The organism is Sphingomonas yantingensis, from assembly GCF_014199325.1.
GTDB lineage: Bacteria > Pseudomonadota > Alphaproteobacteria > Sphingomonadales > Sphingomonadaceae > Sphingomonas > Sphingomonas yantingensis.
This window is the reverse complement of the sequence record NZ_JACIJJ010000002.1, coordinates 73,709-90,360: the sequence shown is the minus strand read 5'-3', so window position 1 is coordinate 90,360 and position 16,652 is coordinate 73,709. Positions and strand designations below refer to the sequence as shown.

The following is a 16,652-nucleotide window of genomic DNA, read 5'->3' as shown; positions in this document are numbered from 1 at the left end:
TCAGCCGGGCGAAGCCGCCGATCCGGCAAGCAGGCCGCCGTCGATGTTGAACTCCGTCCCCGTCACATAGCCCGCCTCGTCCGACGCGAGCATCACCGCCACCGCCGCCACCTCTTCGACCGTGCCGAAGCGCCGAAGCGGCGTATCCGCGACGAACGCCGCCATTCGCGCCTCACGATCCTCGCCCGTCCCCAGCATCGCTTCCCACATCGGTGTCAGGATCGCGGCGGGATGGATCGAGTTGCAGCGGATCGCCCAGCCCTGCTGCGCGCAATAGAGCGCGACCGACTTGGTATGATTGCGCACCGCCGCCTTTGACGAGGCATAGGCGGCCGCCGCGGGAATGCCGACCAGCCCCGATCGCGACGAGATATTGACGATCGATCCCGTACCCGCCGCCTTCATCGCCCCGATCGCGTATCGACAGCCGAGAAACGTCCCGTCCAGATTGACCCGGTGGACCGCCCGCCAGTCCTCGAGCGTCGCATGCTCGGGATCGTGCGCGACCGGTCCGTTCTCGAAACCGGTGATCCCGGCATTGTTGACCACCACCTCCGCGCGCGGAACGAGCGCGGCCAGTCGCGCCCAATCGGCTTCCTCGCGAACATCCAGCGATTCGAATGTGCAGCCGATCGCAGCCGCCGCTGCCTGTCCGGCCTCACGGTCGATGTCGGTCAGCACGACCTTGCCCCCTTCGGCGGCCATTCGCCCGGCAATCGCCCGACCAATCCCACGCGCGCCGCCGGTGACGATGCAGATCTTTCCTGCCAGCCGCTCCATTCGCCCCTCTCTTCTCCACGCAAGAAAAAGGGGAGGCCGGTTGTCCGGCCTCCCCTATTCTTTCCAGTCCCGTCGGGACCGGCGCGATTACATGCCCGCGCCGGGACCGTAGGTGACTTCCACGCGGCGGTTCTGCAGCTCGCGCACACCGTCGGCGGTGTCGACGCGCGGCTGGGTCTCACCGAACGCTTCGGTCGAGATGTTGCCGTCGGGGATACCGCGGCCCGACATGTACGAGCGGACCGAGTCAGCACGACGCTGCGACAGACCGACGTTGTACGAAGCGGCACCCGACTTGTCGGCGTGGCCGGCAAGCATGACCTGCGCGTTGCCACAATTCTGATACGCCGAGATGGCGTTGTCGAGAATGCTGGCAGCCTCAGGCGTGATATCCGAGCGATCCCACTCGAAGAACACGATGTACGGCCCAGGCGTGCAGACGGTTTCGACCGGCGGCGGCGGGGGCGGCGGGGGAGGCGGCGGCGGCGGGGGCGGCGGCGGCGGCGGCGGCGGCGGGGTCGGCTCGCCGAAGTTGAACGTCACGCCACCGAGCAGGCTGTGCGAACGGAAGCGCGAGTCGAGCAGAGCGCCGTTGTTTGCCTGCACCGTCACGCTGTCGGCGTTGAAGAAGCGATACTTCAGCGAGACGTCGACATTCTCGCTCAGCGGCGCGCGGACGCCCGCCAGAGCCTGCCACGCGAAGACGGTGTCGCTGTCGTCGAGCAGCGTGACCGGCGCAATGCCGTACTGCTCGTACTTCACGCGCGCCACACCGGCACCACCGCCGACGAAGCCCTGCACGCCGTCGTCCGGACCGAAGTCCAGAAGGCCGTTCAGCATGAAGCTCAGCGCCGAGGCGCGACCGAACGCACGGTCGTCGCCATAGATGCCAGCGGGAATGCCAGCCAGCGCGACCGAGGTCTGATGCTCTTCAGCAGCCGCACGGCGATAACCGACTTCGGCCTCGAGGCGGAACGCACCGAAGTCATAGCCGACGATGCCATCGACATCCCAGCCATAGTCGGAGTCGGTGCTCAGGACCTGCGTGTTGGTGTCGGCCAGCGTGAAGTCGATATCCTCGACGATCATCGCGCCGCCTTCGAGACCCACATACCACGCATTGTCGCGGGCGAGGGCAGGCGTGCTAAGAGCAGTGGTCGCAAGCGCCACTGCTACGGCAAGCTTCCGCATAAAAAATTCCCCTTTCACGGTTGTCACTACGGACAGCGCAAACTCACTACATTTGGCTTGGTTTCCACGCAAGCGAAACAAAGTCGGGGACTGTTGCAGGAACGCAACATCAGCTCGGCGCGACCAGCCCGTGAGCCATCATCGCCGCGATGATCCGGCCGACCGCCGCGCGCGCCTCGACGTCGACGATGCCGCCTCCTTCCGGGCCGTCGATCGCCGGCTGGCGTGCACCCACCACTGGCTCGCCGCCGACGACGATCCGTCGGGCCGCGACCATGCCCGTAGTCCAGCCCCACCGCGACGATCCCGCAAGCGTCGCCATCCGTGCCGGCCGGCGGGTCCACCCCCACCACCACGCGCACCAGCGCCGGTGCCGCCCGCACCCGGCACCCCTCGATCAGCGCCCGCGTCCACAGCGCCCCCGCGAGATCCTCGACCAGCTCGCCGTCGAGCTCCTGCCGCCCCAGCCGCGTGCCGCCATAATCGGCGATCATCGCCCCCACGAAGCTCGCCGGCAGGTGCGGGTTGTCGCGCGTCCGCCCCAGCGTCTGCACCAGCCCGTCGAGCGCCATCACTCGCCGCATCAGCGCGGTCGGCCGCGGCGTCGTCGTCACCAGCATCCGCGGCCGCTCGCCGAGCCGCCGGTCCTCGGCATCGCCCGTCAGCGTCAGCGGCAGGCCCTCGACCTCGATCGCATTGACCCCGCCGCGCGCCCGTTCGAGCAGCGCGCCTTCGAGTGCGTCATACCCTTGCGCCATCGCCTCGGCGAACAGCTCGGCAAAGGCGTGGTCCCGCTTGCGAAGCGCCCAGGCGCTCGCGCCATTGACCCCCACCGCCCGCGCCGCCAGCGCGACATTCGCCGACGCCGCCAGCACATCCAGAAACCGCTGCCGCCGCTCCCGCGTCCAGCCGGTCGTCCGCATCCGAACCTGCGGTGCCCGATCCGGCCCGCTGTAGATCACCGCATCCGCCATATGAAAAGGCCCCCGCCCCAACGAAAACGGGCCGGAAAGCGTCCCCGCCCCGGCCCGATTCGCAATTCTCCAGCGTCATGAGGAATGCCAGATCAGCGTCGCGCTGTCAAGCGAAATGTGCCAAATGGGTTATATTCTTTCGGAACGGCGTTAGGAGTATAGGACTGGCTGTCCGGCCGCATTAGCCATAGTCTTGAATGCGGCCGAGCACTACATGCCGGGCATAGATCGTAGGCTTCTATGAAGGACAAACACGGGCCGAAGCGCCAGCGAGTAGACGGTGAAGCGTGGGCTATGAATGAGCTACAGATGGCCTTCGAAGAGATTGTCCAACAAGCTCACAATGACGGCAAGCGGCTTTCCGAAAAGCAAATCGAGCGCGTGGCGTCTGGGACGGTGCAGTCAGCAGGTCGAGTCTACTATCGGTCGCTTATGGAACGAGCACCCCCAATGCTCGTCGAGCACCGCAAGCAGCAGGTAGGCTTTGAACGCCGAAATCTACGCCGCTGGCGAAAAGCATTCGACCTACTTGAGACAATTTGGGTATGCTGCGAGGAGATAGGACGGGAATTTAATAATTATTATCGTCCCATCGCCGTTCATGAGGATGATTACGTCTTTGAGGCCATGACGTATCTTCACGCAAAAGCACTTCTCGTAGGGTCTGAGATCATTTGCCTACTAAAAGGCGGTTTTGCCGATGGCGCTCTGACGCGATGGAGAACTCTCTATGAGAACAACGTGGTAGCGGCCCTAATTCGTCAAGAAGGGCAAGAACTCGCGCTCAGATACCTTGCACATTCACGGGTGCAAGCTTGGCAGAGGATGGCGGCGGACCCGAACACCGACGACGCAGCGCAACTTCAAGCACAAGCGGAACATGCAGTTGCGATGTTTGGCGACGATATGAAGCGCAGACGTGGATGGGCTTCCCAGCTTCTAGGAAAGAAGGCACCCACTTTCAGTGACATTGCGGCAAAGTGTAACCGATATACGAAAGGTGGTGTTTATGAATATGCATCAGATCATATTCACGTCGACCACAGAATGTTTGATGATCTCCTAGCCACATGCGAAGCACAGGAAAACGTATTACTCGTTGGACCTAGCAACTCAGGAATGGTCGGACCTTTGACGTTAGCCGCAACGAGTTTGGTGGAGTCTACGCTTTTTCTGATGCTTCATAAGCCGAATCTGGATCGCCTTGCGATGCTGAATTCACTTTTGCGCATGTCAAAGCGAATGCACAAATTGGCCACCGGCCTCGAAAAGCGAACGCTCGAAGCGGCACGAAAACGAATGAGCGGGGCTAGTCTCCCTGCCGGGTAGCCCCCTCACCGCACCAGATAAAACCCCGTCTGCCGCCCATTCAGCCACGTCACGCGGCGCCCGTCGAAGAACGCATCCTCCTCCTGCCGGAACTCGGCGACCTGCCCGCCCCATTCGGGCACCGGCGCCTTCGCCATCAGTTCGATCGACCAGGTCGTGCGCGCGCGGACCGGCCCGGCCCCGCGCGGGTCCGCCGCCTGATTGTCCCAGAAGCCGATGGCGCTCCCCGCCGCATGGCCGTGAAAGCCGATCGGGTGCGAATAGATGCTGGGCACGATCCCCTCGGCGATCGCCGCCGTGCGCGCCCGCGCGAGGATCGCGTTGCCGCTCTCCCCCTCGCGGAACGACGCCATGGTGATCGCCTGCAACCGGTTGGCGGCGGCAAGGCCGGCGCGCAGCCCCGCCGGCGCCTCGGTCTCGCCGGGCTTCAGCACATAGGCCAGATGCTGCGTATCGGTCGCCAGCCGCTCGGTCACGATCCCGAAATCGACCCACAGCATGTCGCCCGGCTGGATGACCGTATCGCCCTCCAGCATGCCCTTCGCCCCCGCCCGCTGGATCCCGACCGAGGGCTGGAACCACGTCTCGAGCTTCAGCGCGGCGATCTTCTCGCGGTACCACCAGACGAGGTCCGCGCTCGTCGTCCGCCCCGGCCGTATCGCCGCGTTGGAAAACCCCTCCGCGATGATCGCCTGCGCCGTCCCCACGATCCGCGGATAGTCGGCCAGCTCACGCTTCGACCGGCTCTCCAGCCACCGGATCGCAAGGGTATCGTCGCGCACCACCCGTGCCCGGTCGGCGGGGGCAAGCGCGGCGTTCATCTCCTCCCACGCCGACAGCGTCATCCCATCGGCATAGGCGGACGCGGCCGAGCTGTTGACCGCGATCCGCTTCGGCTTCCGCTGCGCCACGATCGCCGCCAGCGCCTTCCACTGGTCGGGTTGGCGGGCCGGGTCCCAGGCGGGCGCGAACAGCCCGCCCATTCCGTACCGGCTGACCGTCAGCCGCTCGACCGGCCTGCCCTTGCCGGGGTCGAAGAACACGAGGATCGTCCGCCGCCGCGCCGCGAAACTCTCGGCGTCCAGCATCGTCGCAATGACCGGCTCCTCGAAATTCTCCCGCGCGACGACGATCCACATGTCGACGCCGCGCTCGCGCATGATCGCCGGCACAACGGTCTCCAGCCGATCCTTCAGCGAGGCATCCACCGCCACCGCCCGCTCGCGCAGCGAAGGCACCGCGGGATAGGCGGGCCGCGCCCCCTCCCCCAATTGCGCCGCGGCGGGCGCCGCCACCAATGCCGCCGCAAGTCCCCAATGCTTCATGCCACTCCCCTTTGCCCCCAGCTTCGCCCACCCGCCGCCGATTGCCAAGCGCGGGCCTGCGCCCCATGCTGGCGGGCAAAGCACAACGGGGGCCGGGGTTTGCAGCAGATCGTCTTCTATCTGGCACGCGCGGCGAATGGCGTGATCGGCGCCGACGGCGACCTCCCCTGGCGCCTGCCCGCCGACCTGAAACGCTTCAAGGCGCTCACCATGGGCAAGCCGATGGTGATGGGCCGCAAGACCTTCGAGAGCTTCCCCAGCCCCCTCCCCGGCCGCCGCCACATCGTGCTCACCCGCGACCCGAACTGGCAGGCGGAGGGCGCGGAGGTCGCCCACACCCCCGCCGCTGCCCTCGCCCTTGCCGCCGACGCGCCCGAGATCGCGATCATCGGCGGCGCCGAAGTCTTCGCCCTCTATCGCGACGCCGCCACCCGTATCGAACTGACAGAGGTACACGCCGAGCCCGGGGGCGACGCGACCGTCCCCCCCTTCACCGACTGGCACGAAACCGCGCGCGAAGACCACCCCGCCGACGGCACCCGCCCCGCCTATTCGTTCGTGACGCTCACGCGATGAAACGCCCCGCCCTCATCGCCCTCGCGCTGCTCATCGCAGCCGCCACCGCCTTCTTCCTCCTCGCCCCCGGCATCGCAGAGCGGTCGATGAACAAGATCGCCCCCACGCCCCTGCCAACCGTGACCCCCGAGACGAAAGCCCTCCACGACCGCCTCACGATCGCGGATTTGCACTCTGACAGCTTGTTGTGGAAGCGTGATATTTCAAACGCTTCCGACCAGGGCCATGTCGACATCCCCCGCCTGCTCGCCGGGAACGTGGCGATTCAGGTCTTCTCCTCGGTCACCAAGACCCCCGCCGGCCAGAACTACGACGCCAACGGCGCCGACACCGACCAGATCAAGTGGCTCGCCATCGGCCAGCTCCAACCCGTGAAAACCTGGACCTCCCTGCTCGAACGCAGCCTCTGGCACGCGACGAAGCTCGAACGGGCGGAGGCACGCTCGAACGGACGCTTGCGCATCATCAACGACCCCGCCGAGCTCGACGCCCTCCTCGCCGACCGCGCCCGCGGCCGAAAGGTAGTCGGCGCCATCCTCTCGGTCGAGGGGCTCCAAAATATCGAGGGCAAGCTCGCCAACCTCGACAAGCTCTACGCCGCCGGCTTCCGCATGGCCGGCCTCGCGCACTTCTTCGACAATGAGGTCGCCGGCTCGATGCACGGCCTCCAGAAAGGCGGCCTCACCCCGCTCGGGCGGCAGGGCGTCCGGCGGATGGAGGCGCTCGGCATGATCGTCGACGTCGCGCATTCGAGCCACCGGACCGTCGCCGAGGTGCTGGCGATCGCCCGCCGCCCCGTCGTCTCCAGCCATGGCGGCGTGCAGGCCACCTGCGCCGTCAACCGCAACCTCACCGATGCGGAGATCCGCGGCATCGCCCGCACCGGCGGCGTCGTTGGGGTCGGCTATTGGGACGCCGCCGTCTGCTCCACTGCGCCCAAGGCCATCGTCGCCGCGATCGAGCATGTCCGCGACGTCGCCGGCATCGACCATGTCGGTCTCGGCTCCGACTTCGACGGCAGCGTGACGACGGGCTTCGACACCGCCCGCCTCGCCGTCATCACGCAGACGCTGAGGGACCGCGGTTTCTCCGACACCGATATCGCGAAGGTGATGGGCGGCAACGTCGTCCGCCTGCTGCGCGACGGGATGCGGCCCCTTGGTCCCCCTTCCCCGCCGGCGAACGCCCCCCTATAGGCCCGCCGATGGAGCGTCTGGACGGCGGCTCGCCGGTGCCGGCGGGCCTGCGCGGCGGGATCGTCGCGCTCGGCAATTTCGACGGGTTTCACCTCGGCCACCAGGCGGTGATCGGCCGCGCGATCGAGCGTGCGCGGGCCGAGAACCGCCCCGCCATCGTCGCGACGTTCGACCCGCACCCAATGCGCTATTTCCGGCCCGACACGCCCGCCTTCCGCCTGACCACGCTCGACCAGCGGCAGGAACTGTTCGCCGCGGCCGGCGCCGACGCGATGCTCGTCTTCCCCTTCGGCCCCGCGCTCGCCGCGCAGACGCCGGAGGATTTCGCGGCTTATCTCGCCGACACGATCGGCGCGGGCGGCGTCGTCACCGGCACCGACTTCACCTTCGGCAAGGGCCGCGCGGGCGACGTCGCCCGCCTCGCCGAATTGGGCGCGCAGCACGGCTTCACCGCCGATACCGTCGCCCCCGTGACACTCGACGGCGAGCCCGTCTCATCGAGCCGCATCCGCCAGGACCTGATCGCCGGCGAGCCCGACAAGGCCGCCCGCCTGCTCACCCGCCCATTCACGATCCGCGGCGAGGTCGAGCACGGCGCCAAGCTGGGCCGCCAGCTCGGCTATCCCACCGCGAACTTGGCGCTCGGCAATTACCTCCGTCCCCGCTACGGCATCTACGCGGTGCGCGGGACGCTCCCCGACGGCACGATCCTCACCGGCGCCGCCAATCTCGGCATCCGCCCGACGATCGAGGGCGAGCCGATCGAGCTGCTCGAACCCTATTTCTTCGACTTCTCGGGCGACCTCTACGGCCAGATCATCGACGTGGCGCTGATCGCGTTCCTGCGCCCCGAGCAGAAGTTCGACGACCTCGACGCACTCAAGGTCCAGATGGCGAAGGATTGCGAAGAGGCCCGCACGATCCTCTCGCGCGCCTAGCTTGCCGAAGGGGGGGCGAAGGCCGTAAGGCCGCGCGCACCCATGACCGATACCCCCGACTCCGCGCGCGACTGGCGCGACACCGTCTTCCTGCCGAAGACCGACTTCCCGATGAAGGCCGGCCTCGCGCAAAAGGAGCCCGCGATCCTCGACCGCTGGGCGCGGATCGGCATCTACGACCGCCTTCGCGAACAGCGCGAGGGGCGGGAACGCTTCATCCTCCACGACGGCCCGCCCTACGCCAATGGCGACATCCATATGGGCCATGCGATGAACAAGGTGCTTAAGGACATCATCGTCCGCAGCCAGTCGCTGATGGGCAAGGACGCGCCCTACGTCCCCGGCTGGGACTGTCACGGCCTGCCGATCGAGTGGAAGATCGAGGAAGCGTACCGCGCCAAGAAGCGGTCGAAGGACGAGGTACCCGCCGCCGAGTTCCGCGCCGAATGCCGCGACTATGCCGCCAAATGGGTAGGCGTACAGGCCGCGCAGTTCGAGCGCCTCGGCATCGCCGGCGACTGGGCGAACCCGTACCTCACGATGAACTACGCCAGCGAAGCCGCGATCGCCGGCGAGCTGCTCAAGTTCGCCATGTCGGGCCAGCTCTATCGCGGCGCCAAGCCCGTCATGTGGTCCCCCGTCGAAAAGACCGCGCTGGCCGAGGCCGAGGTGGAATACGAAGACGTCACCTCGACCCAGGTCGACGTGGCGTTCGAAATCGTCGAGGCGCCGAACGCCCCCGAGCTGGTCGGCGCGCACGCGGTCATTTGGACGACGACGCCGTGGACGATCCCCGTCAACCAGGCTTTGGCTTATGGGGAAGCGATCCATTATCAGCATTTCAAGGCCAGCGACGGGCGCCGCTATGTTGTCGCTTTTGACCTGATTGACCGCTTCAAAGAGCGCACGGGCCTCTCGCCGCTTAAGCTCGATAATGAGCCAGACGGCCTTACCGAGACGCAAGGTCTCGCTAAATTTGTGTCGGACGGCTTCGAAGGCTCCGCCCTTGCCGGCGCTGTCGCCCGCCACCCGATGCACCATCTCGGCGGCTTCTTCGCCAAGCCCCGGCCGTTCCTCGCCGGCGACTTCGTCACAACCGATGCGGGCACCGGCCTCGTCCACATGGCGCCCGACCACGGCGAGGACGATTTCGCCCTCTGCAAGGCGGCGGGGTTCGACCCCGTCTTCGCCGTCACCGACGATGGCAAATACCGCGACGACTGGGCGTGGCTCGGCGGTCAGGGCAGCGTCATCAACCAGAAGTTCACCGGCCCCGACGGCCCAATCTGCGAAGACCTGCGCGCGGCCGGCGCGCTTCTCTCCGCCGCCCCGTTCAAGCACAGCTATCCGCACAGCTGGCGGTCGAAGGCGCGCGTGATCTTCCGCTGCACGCCGCAATGGTTCATCCCGATGGACCGCCCCGCCGCCGGCGCGTCTACCGGCAGCAACGCTGGCGCGACCGCGACCGACAACGCGCCTACCCTCCGCAACCTCGCGCTCGACGCGATCGAGCGCACGCGCTGGGTCCCCGCCCGGTCGCAGAACCGCATCCGCTCGATGGTGGAGGGGCGCCCCGACTGGGTCATCAGCCGCCAGCGCGCCTGGGGCGTGCCGATCCCGCTCTACGTCAACCGCAAGACCGGCGATTACCTCCGCGACGAAGCCGTCAACGCCCGCATCCTTGCGGCGTTCGAGGCGGGCGGTGCCGATGCGTGGTTCGCCGCGGATCATCAGGCACTCCTCGGCCCCGACCGCGCGCTGGCCGATTACGAGGTCGTCAACGACATCCTCGATGTCTGGTTCGACTCCGGCTCCACCCACGTCTTCACCGTCGAGGCGCGATACGGCGAGGGCGTCCGCGCCGACCTCTATGTCGAGGGCTCGGACCAGCATCGCGGCTGGTTCCAGTCGTCGCTGCTGGAGTCCTGCGGCACCCGCGGCCGCGCGCCCTACGACGCCGTCCTCACCCACGGCTTCGCGCTCGACGGCAATGGCCGCAAGATGTCGAAGAGCCTCGGCAACGTCGTCGATCCGCTGAAGATCATCGGTGAGAGCGGGGCCGACATCCTCCGCCTCTGGGTCGCGCAGACCGACTATTTCGAGGACGTCCGCATCGGCAAGGAAGTGCTCGCGGGCACCGGCGATACCTATCGCAAGCTCCGCAACACCTTCCGCTACCTTTTGGGCGCGCTCGACGGCTTCACCGATGCCGAGCGGGTCGAGGTGGCCGACATGCCCGCGCTCGAACGCTATATCCTGTCCGAGCTTTCGCGCCTCGACGCCGAGTTGCGCGGCGCGGCGGAGGCGTTCGAGTTCAACCGCTACACCCGCGCGCTCGCCGACTTCGCCAATGACGACCTCTCGGCCTTCTTCTTCGATATCCGCAAGGATTCGCTCTACTGCGACGCCGCGGACAGCCCGAAGCGGCGCGCCTATCGCACCGTCCTTGACACGCTGTTCCACGCCCTCGTCCGCTACGCCGCCCCCGTCCTCGCCTTCACGGCGGAGGAAGTGTGGCAGGCGCGCTTCCCGTCGGAGGACGGCTCGGTCCATTTCCTCGAATGGCCCGACCTCCCCGCCGCGCCCGCGGTCGACCACGCACAATGGGCGGAGCTCCGCCGCCTTCGCCAAGCGGTGACCGAGGCGATCGAGCCTTATCGCCGCGAAAAGACCGTGCGCTCCAGCCTTGAGGCCGAAGTGACGCTCCCGTCGCTGCCGCTGCCGCCGGAAGACCTCGCCGAGCTCTTCATCACCTCGACCGTCCATCCCGGCGGCGAGGGGATCGCGATCGCGCGCAGCGAGCATCACAAGTGCGGCCGCTGCTGGCGCCTGCTGCCCGAGGTTGAAGCGGACGGCGCGCTGTGCCACCGCTGCGAAGAGGTGGTGAAGTGATGACGTCCGCACGTTCCTGGGGCTTCCGCATCGCGGGGCTGGTGTTCCTGGTCGACCAGCTGACCAAGTGGCTGGTGACCGGGCCGCTCGGCGTCGACCGGATCGGCGCGGTCAAGCCGCTGATCGGCATCTTCGACCTGCGTTTCGTCCCCAATGTCGGCGTGTCGCTCGGCCTGCTGCCCGCCGATTCGAGCTGGATGCGCTGGGCACTGGTCCTCCTGACCGGCGCGATCGCGGTCGGCGTCGCGATCTGGATGCGGCGCGAGGAAAACCCGCGCGACAAGGCGGCGCTGGCGCTGGTCCTCGGCGGTGCGCTCGGCAACATCCTCGACCGCATCCGCTTCGGCTACGTCGTCGACTTCGCCGACCTGCATTTCGGCGAGTGGCGCCCGTTTCTCGTCTTCAACGTGGCCGACGCCGCGATTACCATCGGCGTCGTCATCCTTCTGATCCGCGCGCTGTTCGTGCGCGAAGGCAAACCGGCGACGGCCGCTCCCGTGGAGAAACCCAATGCGTAAGATGTTCGCGCTCGGCCTCGTGGCCCTCTCGCTCGCCGGCTGCGGCAAGAGCGGCCTCGACCGCAATCGCCCCGACGAGTTCGCCACGGCGCGTCAGGCGCCGCTGGTGATCCCGCCCGACTTCGCGCTCGTGCCGCCGCAGCCGGGCGCCCCGCGCCCGCAGGACGTCAGCCCCTCGGTCCAGGCAGCCGACGCTCTCTTCGGCGGCCCCGCCCCGCGCAGCGCGGGCGAAAGCGCGGCGATCCGCGCGGCCGGCGGCAACACCGCCGATGCCGGCATCCGCTCGGGCGCAGGCGACCCCTCGACCAACGTGATCGACAAGGGAACGACAGTACGCGACGTCGTCGCCGCCCCGCAGGGTGACGGTCAGGACGCGCGCGCGGTCGCCGGCACGCCCGCACCGGCCACGACCACCCCGCCCAAGAACTAAGGGCTTCTGCCCAGCAAAAAGGGGCCGCGCTTCGCCATGAAGCGCGGCCCCTTTTTCGTGCCCTAAGCCAGCGTCAGAACGCCGCGGTCAGCGACGCCACCACCGCGCCGTCTGCGATCGGATCAGTCCCGCCCTTCGAGAAGTTGGGGAGCAGATAGGCGCCATCCGCACGGCTGATGTCGGTGTCGACGTACGACAGACCGAGCGTCAGGTTCTTGTAGGTGAAATCGGCGCCGAGCGTCCAATCCCAGTATTTGCCCGTCGGCGCGACACTGGTGCCGTTCGGCCCCAGGCCCGGATTGCCGTCCGAATAGCCGATATGCGCGCGAAGCGAGACCGGCGTGTTCGGGATCGCCGCGACCGCGTCGCCCGACAGATAGAGGTTGTCCTCCTTGTCGCCCGGATCGTTGTAGACGCCCGTCACAGCATCGGCGCCGGTGAACCACCAGTTGCCCAGTGCCTCCTGCTGCGGCGCATAGAAGACGCCCGCGGTCAGCGTGACCGGCCCGGTCGTGCCCGAGAGCTTGACATAGGGTTCGGCGAAGTCGGTCTTGTCGGCGCCGCCGGGGTACATGTACCAGGTGACACCCACATCCAGCGTGCCGCCGCCGCCAATCGGCGTCTTGAAACCGCCGATCAGGTCGAGCTCCATATTGGCGCCGCCGAACGTGCCCCAGCCAGCCAGGTTCGAGCCCCAGGTACCGACATAGAAGCCGCTTTCGTGGGAAATGGTGATGCCGCCCTGGATCGCCATTTCCTTGTCGGACTGGCTAACGCCGCGGAATCGATAGTCGGAAGTGATCGACGCGCTGCCCGACACCGCGATCGGTGACGGCGGGGCGGTTTCCTCCTGCGCGAAGGCAGGGGTGGCACAGACGAGAAATAGGGCCGGGAGCCCGAAATTAGAGAACCGCATCGTAGGCCCTTTCATAAAGAGGCGATGGTTCTCTCCTGCTGCCGGGATGCCGCGTCTGTCTGAGGTGCTGAAAGCACGCGCGGTCGTTCACCGACCCGCCTTGTGTGCCGCATCATGCCGCAGCGCACAAGACGAGTCGAAAACGAACTGTCACAAAAGAAGGATCGCTGTGGGAAACGCGCAACAAAAGTTGCACGCGTTACCGATCAGCGGACCGCTATGATCGCGTCGATCTCGACCACCGCGCCCAGCGGCAACACCGCGACGCCGACCGCGCTGCGCGCATGACGGCCGATATCGCCCATCAACTCGATCATCAGCTCCGACGCGCCATTGGCGACCTTGGCCTGGTCGGTAAAGTCGGTGGCCGAATTGACGAACACGCCCAGCTTCACGATCCGCTCGATCCGCGACAGGTCGCCGCCCAGCGCGCGCTTGGCCTGTGCCAGCACCATCAGCGCGCACCGCTTCGCCGCTTCCTGCGCGAAGGACAGCTCGCGGTCCTCGCCCACCCGGCCCATCATCAGCGCGCCATCGTCGAACGGCAGCTGGCCGGAAATGTGGAGAAGCCCGCCATGCTCGACCACCGGCACATAGGCGGCGACCGGCGCGGCGGCTTCGGGAAGCGAGAGGCCGAGTTCGGCCAGGCGGGTTTCGATGCGCGTGCTCATGCCGTCGCTCTGCCCGCGGGCGCATCGGCGGGCAAGCCCGAAGCGAACCGCGCCTCGATCCAGTCCGCCGCCTGGCGCCAATCGTCGATCCGCGCATGCGCGGCGGGTGCCTTGCCCACCAGCGGCGCAAGGTCGGGCTCGGCCACCATGTGCAGCCGGTGGACGCCGGGCGCGGCCTCGGCGACGGAAGCGTGGTGGACGCCCAGATCGTCGACGAATACCGTTACCGGATCGCCATGCTCGGCCACGAGCCGCGCGACTGCCTTGCCCTTGCCGCCCTGATTGCACTCGACCCGGTGCACGATGCCATGCATGGCAAGCTGGTCGACGCGGTGCGTCTGGCAATGATCCTCAAGGTTGGTGAGCACGACGATCTCCGCCGTCTGTGCGATCCGTGCCAGCGCCTCGCGCGCATGGGGCACGATCGTCTGGCGGTGCATCTGCTCGGGAAAAAAGCCGCCGAGCAGCGCCCACATCTCCCGCTGCGTCGGCTTCGACCCGTCCGCGCGCGTCATCGCGTTGGCGAAATCCTGCGTAAAGGTGAAGTCGATCGCGTGCGCCTCGTCCAGCCAGCCACGGAAATGCCGCACCATGTGCAGCAGCACCTCGTCGCAATCGGTAATCAGCAGCGGCTTCATTCGCCCTCCAGCCGCATCCGCGCGCGCACCAGCAGCGCGGGCTCGAGACCTAGCGCGTCGGCGCAGGCGATCAGGTCGGGCTCGTGCGCCTCGATGAAGCCCAATACCGCCGCCAGCACTGCCGGCTCGCCCGCCCGCGCGCGCAGGTCCGCAGGGTCGAGGCCCGTCGTCGCAAGCAGCCGGTCGGCGCGCGTGCCGTCGCTCACCGCCCAGCCGAGCGCGCCCAGCGCGACCGCTTTCGGATCGGGTTCGGCGTTTGTTTCGCGGATCGGCATCGGATAGGACGAACCTCGATGGAAGAAGACGCCGCCTTGCCGCGACCCGTGCTGGTTGTCGAGGACAACGAGCTCAACCTCAAGCTGTTCTGCGATCTCCTTCGCGCGCACGGTTTCGTGCCGACCCCGGTCCGCGACGGGCGCGAGGCGGTGGCAAAGGCGCGGGAAACCGCGCCCGACCTGATCGTCACCGACATCCAGTTGCCGCACGTCACCGGCCTCGAGCTCATCCAGCGGTTCCGCGCCGATCCCCGGCTCAAACATGTGCCGATCATGGCGGTCACCGCCTATGCCGGGCATGACGACGAGGCACGCATCCGCGCCGCGGGGGCAACCGCCTATGTCTCCAAGCCAATCTCGGTGCTGCGCTTCATCGAGGAGGTGCGCGCGCTGCTTGCCCCGCCCGCGGACAGCGCCGCCACCTGACCGGCGAGCGCGTCGACACGCGCCGCCAGCCCCGCGATCGTCCGCGCCTGGTCCTCGCGCGCCAGCACCGCCCCGAACGCTTCAGCCAGCGGCAGATCGAGGTCGCTCAGCAATGCCCTCACCCCGCCGAGCAGCGGCGTCCCGTCGGGTCGCCCCGCCAGCCTCAGAACCACCTCGCCGCCCCGCACCTCGAACGCATCGCTCCCCGGCGGCGCCCCGCGCGCGGCGAGGAGCACCGGCGCGCCTCCGCGCTCGATCGACAGCGTCCCGCCCGCCGCCGCGGCGCCCTCGACCACTTAGACCAGCCCGGCCTCGGCAAGCTGCCCGCTCGTCACCCGCCCCGCGCGCGTGCCCAGCATTTCCGGCAACGTGCGCAGCCGACCGATCCGCGGTTCCAGTCGCGCTTCGGTCCAGCGATCGATCCGCGACTGCACCGGCAGAAACAGGATTGCTACCGCCGCGGTCGACAGCGCGGCGAGCGTCGTCGCATCGAAGCTCGGGTCGATCCGCGCCACCGCGATCTTCGCCACTTCCTGCCCCGCGTCCCACAGCCGGTATCGCATCAGCTACACCAGCACGCCGGCCGGCAGGATCAGGAAGCCCAGGTTGAACAGCACCATTCCGCCAAGCAATACCCACGGCCCTGCCGGCCCGACCATCACGAGCACCGCTCTGATCAGCAGCACCACAAAGGCAAGCGTGAACCCCAATCCCACCCATTTCAGCTGCTGCCGCTCGATCCCCGGCGGCGTACGGCGAAAGCGAATGACGGGCATCAGCCCGGCAATCAGCGCACTCACGAACGACAGCGACGCGATCACCGGCAGCGGCAACGCGTTCGCGACGATCAGGACGAACAGTACCGGCGCCCATAGCGCCAGCCAGCGCCCGCGCCGCGGCACGAACCGCCCGCCGGGAGAGGCCGGCAGCGCGACGAGGAACAGCGCGAAGAACGCCGCCGTCGCCAGATCGTGGAAATCATACGAGCCAAGCCACGCCAGCGCGGTCGCGGTCACGGGCAACGCCGCCGGGCCCATCGCAAAGGCATAGACAAGCAGCATCGACATTGGATCCTCCGGCCGCCGCTCGGCCAGGATCAACCCGCCTGCGAGCAGGCCGAGGATGGCAACGAACTGCAAAGCCTAGAGCGCCAGGAACTGCGGCAACAGCGCCCCCGGCCCTGCGGCAGCAGCGGTCGCCAGCGCCGCACTTTTGCGCAGCGTCACGACCATGCGTTTTCCCGCCGCCTCCAGCGTCAACCCGACCGGCCCTTCGCCCGCCAGACGCGCGGCCGCATCCTCGCCGCTCAACACCAACGCACCGTCGATCGCGATCAGCCGCGCCCCGTCCTCGGGCACGCCCGCGACTGACGAGTCGCGTGGTTCGACCAAAATCCGCGCCGCGTCCTCCGCATCGACGACAAGCCCCCGCACCGCGAAAGCCGGCTCGATGCGATAACTCGCCACCCAGCCGCGCCACAAACACGTCAGCGCCAGCAGCAGCACCGCCGCCGTGACCAGTCGCCATCCAAGTCCCGCAATCCGCGCTGCCCGCGGCCTGAGCGGCGACAACGCCCG

The 16,652-nt window shown here is 67.7% G+C and carries 19 protein-coding genes and 1 pseudogene; 8 read left to right on the top strand and 12 right to left on the bottom strand.

What is annotated here, in order from left to right; genetic code table 11:
- From FHR19_RS06645 to FHR19_RS06635, 3 genes and pseudogenes are all read right to left on the bottom strand, one after another.
- Complete coding sequence (locus tag FHR19_RS06645) at positions 1-780, bottom strand: SDR family oxidoreductase (protein WP_184026174.1); 780 nt, start codon at positions 778-780, stop codon at positions 1-3.
- Between the two features lie 87 nt (positions 781-867).
- Positions 868-1,971, bottom strand: a complete 1,104-nt coding sequence (locus FHR19_RS06640; protein WP_184026172.1) for an OmpA family protein — start codon at positions 1,969-1,971, stop codon at positions 868-870.
- Between the two features lie 266 nt (positions 1,972-2,237).
- Positions 2,238-2,612, bottom strand: a pseudogene (locus tag FHR19_RS06635) (ATP-binding protein); the annotation flags it as partial.
- A gap of 573 nt (positions 2,613-3,185) precedes the next feature.
- On the opposite strand from FHR19_RS06635, the gene FHR19_RS06630 reads away from it, so the two are divergent.
- The gene (locus FHR19_RS06630) at positions 3,186-4,274 is read left to right on the top strand and encodes a DUF5677 domain-containing protein (RefSeq protein ID WP_184026170.1); all 1,089 of its coding nucleotides are present in this window, start codon (positions 3,186-3,188) and stop codon (positions 4,272-4,274) included.
- A gap of 5 nt (positions 4,275-4,279) precedes the next feature.
- Here FHR19_RS06630 and FHR19_RS06625 read toward each other — a convergent pair whose 3' ends face one another.
- Positions 4,280-5,599, bottom strand: coding sequence for a M24 family metallopeptidase (locus tag FHR19_RS06625; protein WP_184026168.1), 1,320 nt, complete (start codon positions 5,597-5,599; stop codon positions 4,280-4,282).
- A gap of 99 nt (positions 5,600-5,698) precedes the next feature.
- Between FHR19_RS06625 and FHR19_RS06620 the strand changes: the two genes are divergently transcribed.
- From FHR19_RS06620 to FHR19_RS06595, 6 genes are read left to right on the top strand one after another with little or no spacing between them, the layout of a single operon-like run.
- Positions 5,699-6,175, top strand: a complete 477-nt coding sequence (locus tag FHR19_RS06620) for a dihydrofolate reductase (protein WP_246359377.1) — start codon at positions 5,699-5,701, stop codon at positions 6,173-6,175.
- Positions 6,172-7,371 (top strand): dipeptidase, encoded by a 1,200-nt coding sequence (locus FHR19_RS06615; RefSeq protein ID WP_184026164.1) that lies wholly within the window; start codon positions 6,172-6,174, stop codon positions 7,369-7,371. The genes FHR19_RS06620 and FHR19_RS06615 overlap by 4 nt, the downstream gene beginning before the upstream one ends.
- 8 nt (positions 7,372-7,379) lie before the next feature.
- Positions 7,380-8,309, top strand: a complete 930-nt coding sequence (locus FHR19_RS06610) for a bifunctional riboflavin kinase/FAD synthetase (RefSeq protein ID WP_184026162.1) — start codon at positions 7,380-7,382, stop codon at positions 8,307-8,309.
- Between the two features lie 42 nt (positions 8,310-8,351).
- The gene (gene ileS, locus FHR19_RS06605) at positions 8,352-11,201 is read left to right on the top strand and encodes an isoleucine--tRNA ligase (protein ID WP_184026158.1); all 2,850 of its coding nucleotides are present in this window, start codon (positions 8,352-8,354) and stop codon (positions 11,199-11,201) included.
- A complete protein-coding gene (gene lspA, locus FHR19_RS06600) occupies positions 11,201-11,719 on the top strand; it encodes a signal peptidase II (protein WP_184026155.1) in 519 nt (172 codons plus the stop codon). Before ileS ends, lspA begins: the two co-directional genes overlap by 1 nt.
- Entirely contained in the window at positions 11,712-12,149 is a 438-nt protein-coding gene (locus FHR19_RS06595) for a DUF3035 domain-containing protein (protein WP_184026152.1), read from the top strand. Before lspA ends, FHR19_RS06595 begins: the two co-directional genes overlap by 8 nt.
- A 73-nt stretch (positions 12,150-12,222) precedes the next feature.
- Here the strand turns inward: FHR19_RS06595 and FHR19_RS06590 are convergent, their stop codons facing one another.
- The 4 genes from FHR19_RS06590 to FHR19_RS06575 all read right to left on the bottom strand — a co-directional run bounded on the left by FHR19_RS06590 (position 12,223) and on the right by FHR19_RS06575 (position 14,649).
- Positions 12,223-13,065 carry a TorF family putative porin gene (locus tag FHR19_RS06590; protein WP_184026149.1) on the bottom strand — a complete coding sequence of 281 codons (843 nt, stop codon included), beginning with the start codon at positions 13,063-13,065 and terminating at the stop codon, positions 12,223-12,225.
- 206 nt (positions 13,066-13,271) lie between these two features.
- A complete protein-coding gene (locus tag FHR19_RS06585; RefSeq protein WP_184026146.1) occupies positions 13,272-13,736 on the bottom strand; it encodes a RidA family protein in 465 nt (154 codons plus the stop codon).
- Positions 13,733-14,374, bottom strand: a complete 642-nt coding sequence (locus FHR19_RS06580; RefSeq protein WP_184026143.1) for an HAD family hydrolase — start codon at positions 14,372-14,374, stop codon at positions 13,733-13,735. Before FHR19_RS06580 ends, FHR19_RS06585 begins: the two co-directional genes overlap by 4 nt.
- On the bottom strand, positions 14,371-14,649 hold the full coding sequence (locus FHR19_RS06575; protein WP_184026140.1) for a DUF3572 domain-containing protein: 279 nt from the start codon (positions 14,647-14,649) through the stop codon (positions 14,371-14,373). The genes FHR19_RS06580 and FHR19_RS06575 overlap by 4 nt, the downstream gene beginning before the upstream one ends.
- Positions 14,650-14,685: 36 nt before the next feature.
- Here FHR19_RS06575 and FHR19_RS06570 point away from each other — a divergent pair, with 36 nt between their 5' ends.
- A complete protein-coding gene (locus tag FHR19_RS06570) occupies positions 14,686-15,075 on the top strand; it encodes a response regulator (RefSeq protein ID WP_184027563.1) in 390 nt (129 codons plus the stop codon).
- Here FHR19_RS06570 and FHR19_RS06565 read toward each other — a convergent pair.
- From FHR19_RS06565 to FHR19_RS06550, 4 genes are read right to left on the bottom strand one after another with little or no spacing between them, the layout of a single operon-like run.
- Positions 14,988-15,371: a hypothetical protein gene (locus FHR19_RS06565; RefSeq protein WP_184026137.1), complete on the bottom strand. Its 384-nt coding sequence runs from the start codon at positions 15,369-15,371 to the stop codon at positions 14,988-14,990. The genes FHR19_RS06570 and FHR19_RS06565 overlap by 88 nt on opposite strands.
- Positions 15,372-15,638 carry a hypothetical protein gene (locus FHR19_RS06560; protein WP_184026135.1) on the bottom strand — a complete coding sequence of 89 codons (267 nt, stop codon included), beginning with the start codon at positions 15,636-15,638 and terminating at the stop codon, positions 15,372-15,374.
- A gap of 3 nt (positions 15,639-15,641) precedes the next feature.
- Complete coding sequence (locus FHR19_RS06555) at positions 15,642-16,214, bottom strand: hypothetical protein (RefSeq protein ID WP_184026133.1); 573 nt, start codon at positions 16,212-16,214, stop codon at positions 15,642-15,644.
- A gap of 3 nt (positions 16,215-16,217) precedes the next feature.
- Complete coding sequence (locus FHR19_RS06550) at positions 16,218-16,646, bottom strand: hypothetical protein (RefSeq protein WP_184026131.1); 429 nt, start codon at positions 16,644-16,646, stop codon at positions 16,218-16,220.
- Positions 16,647-16,652 lie beyond the last annotated feature (6 nt).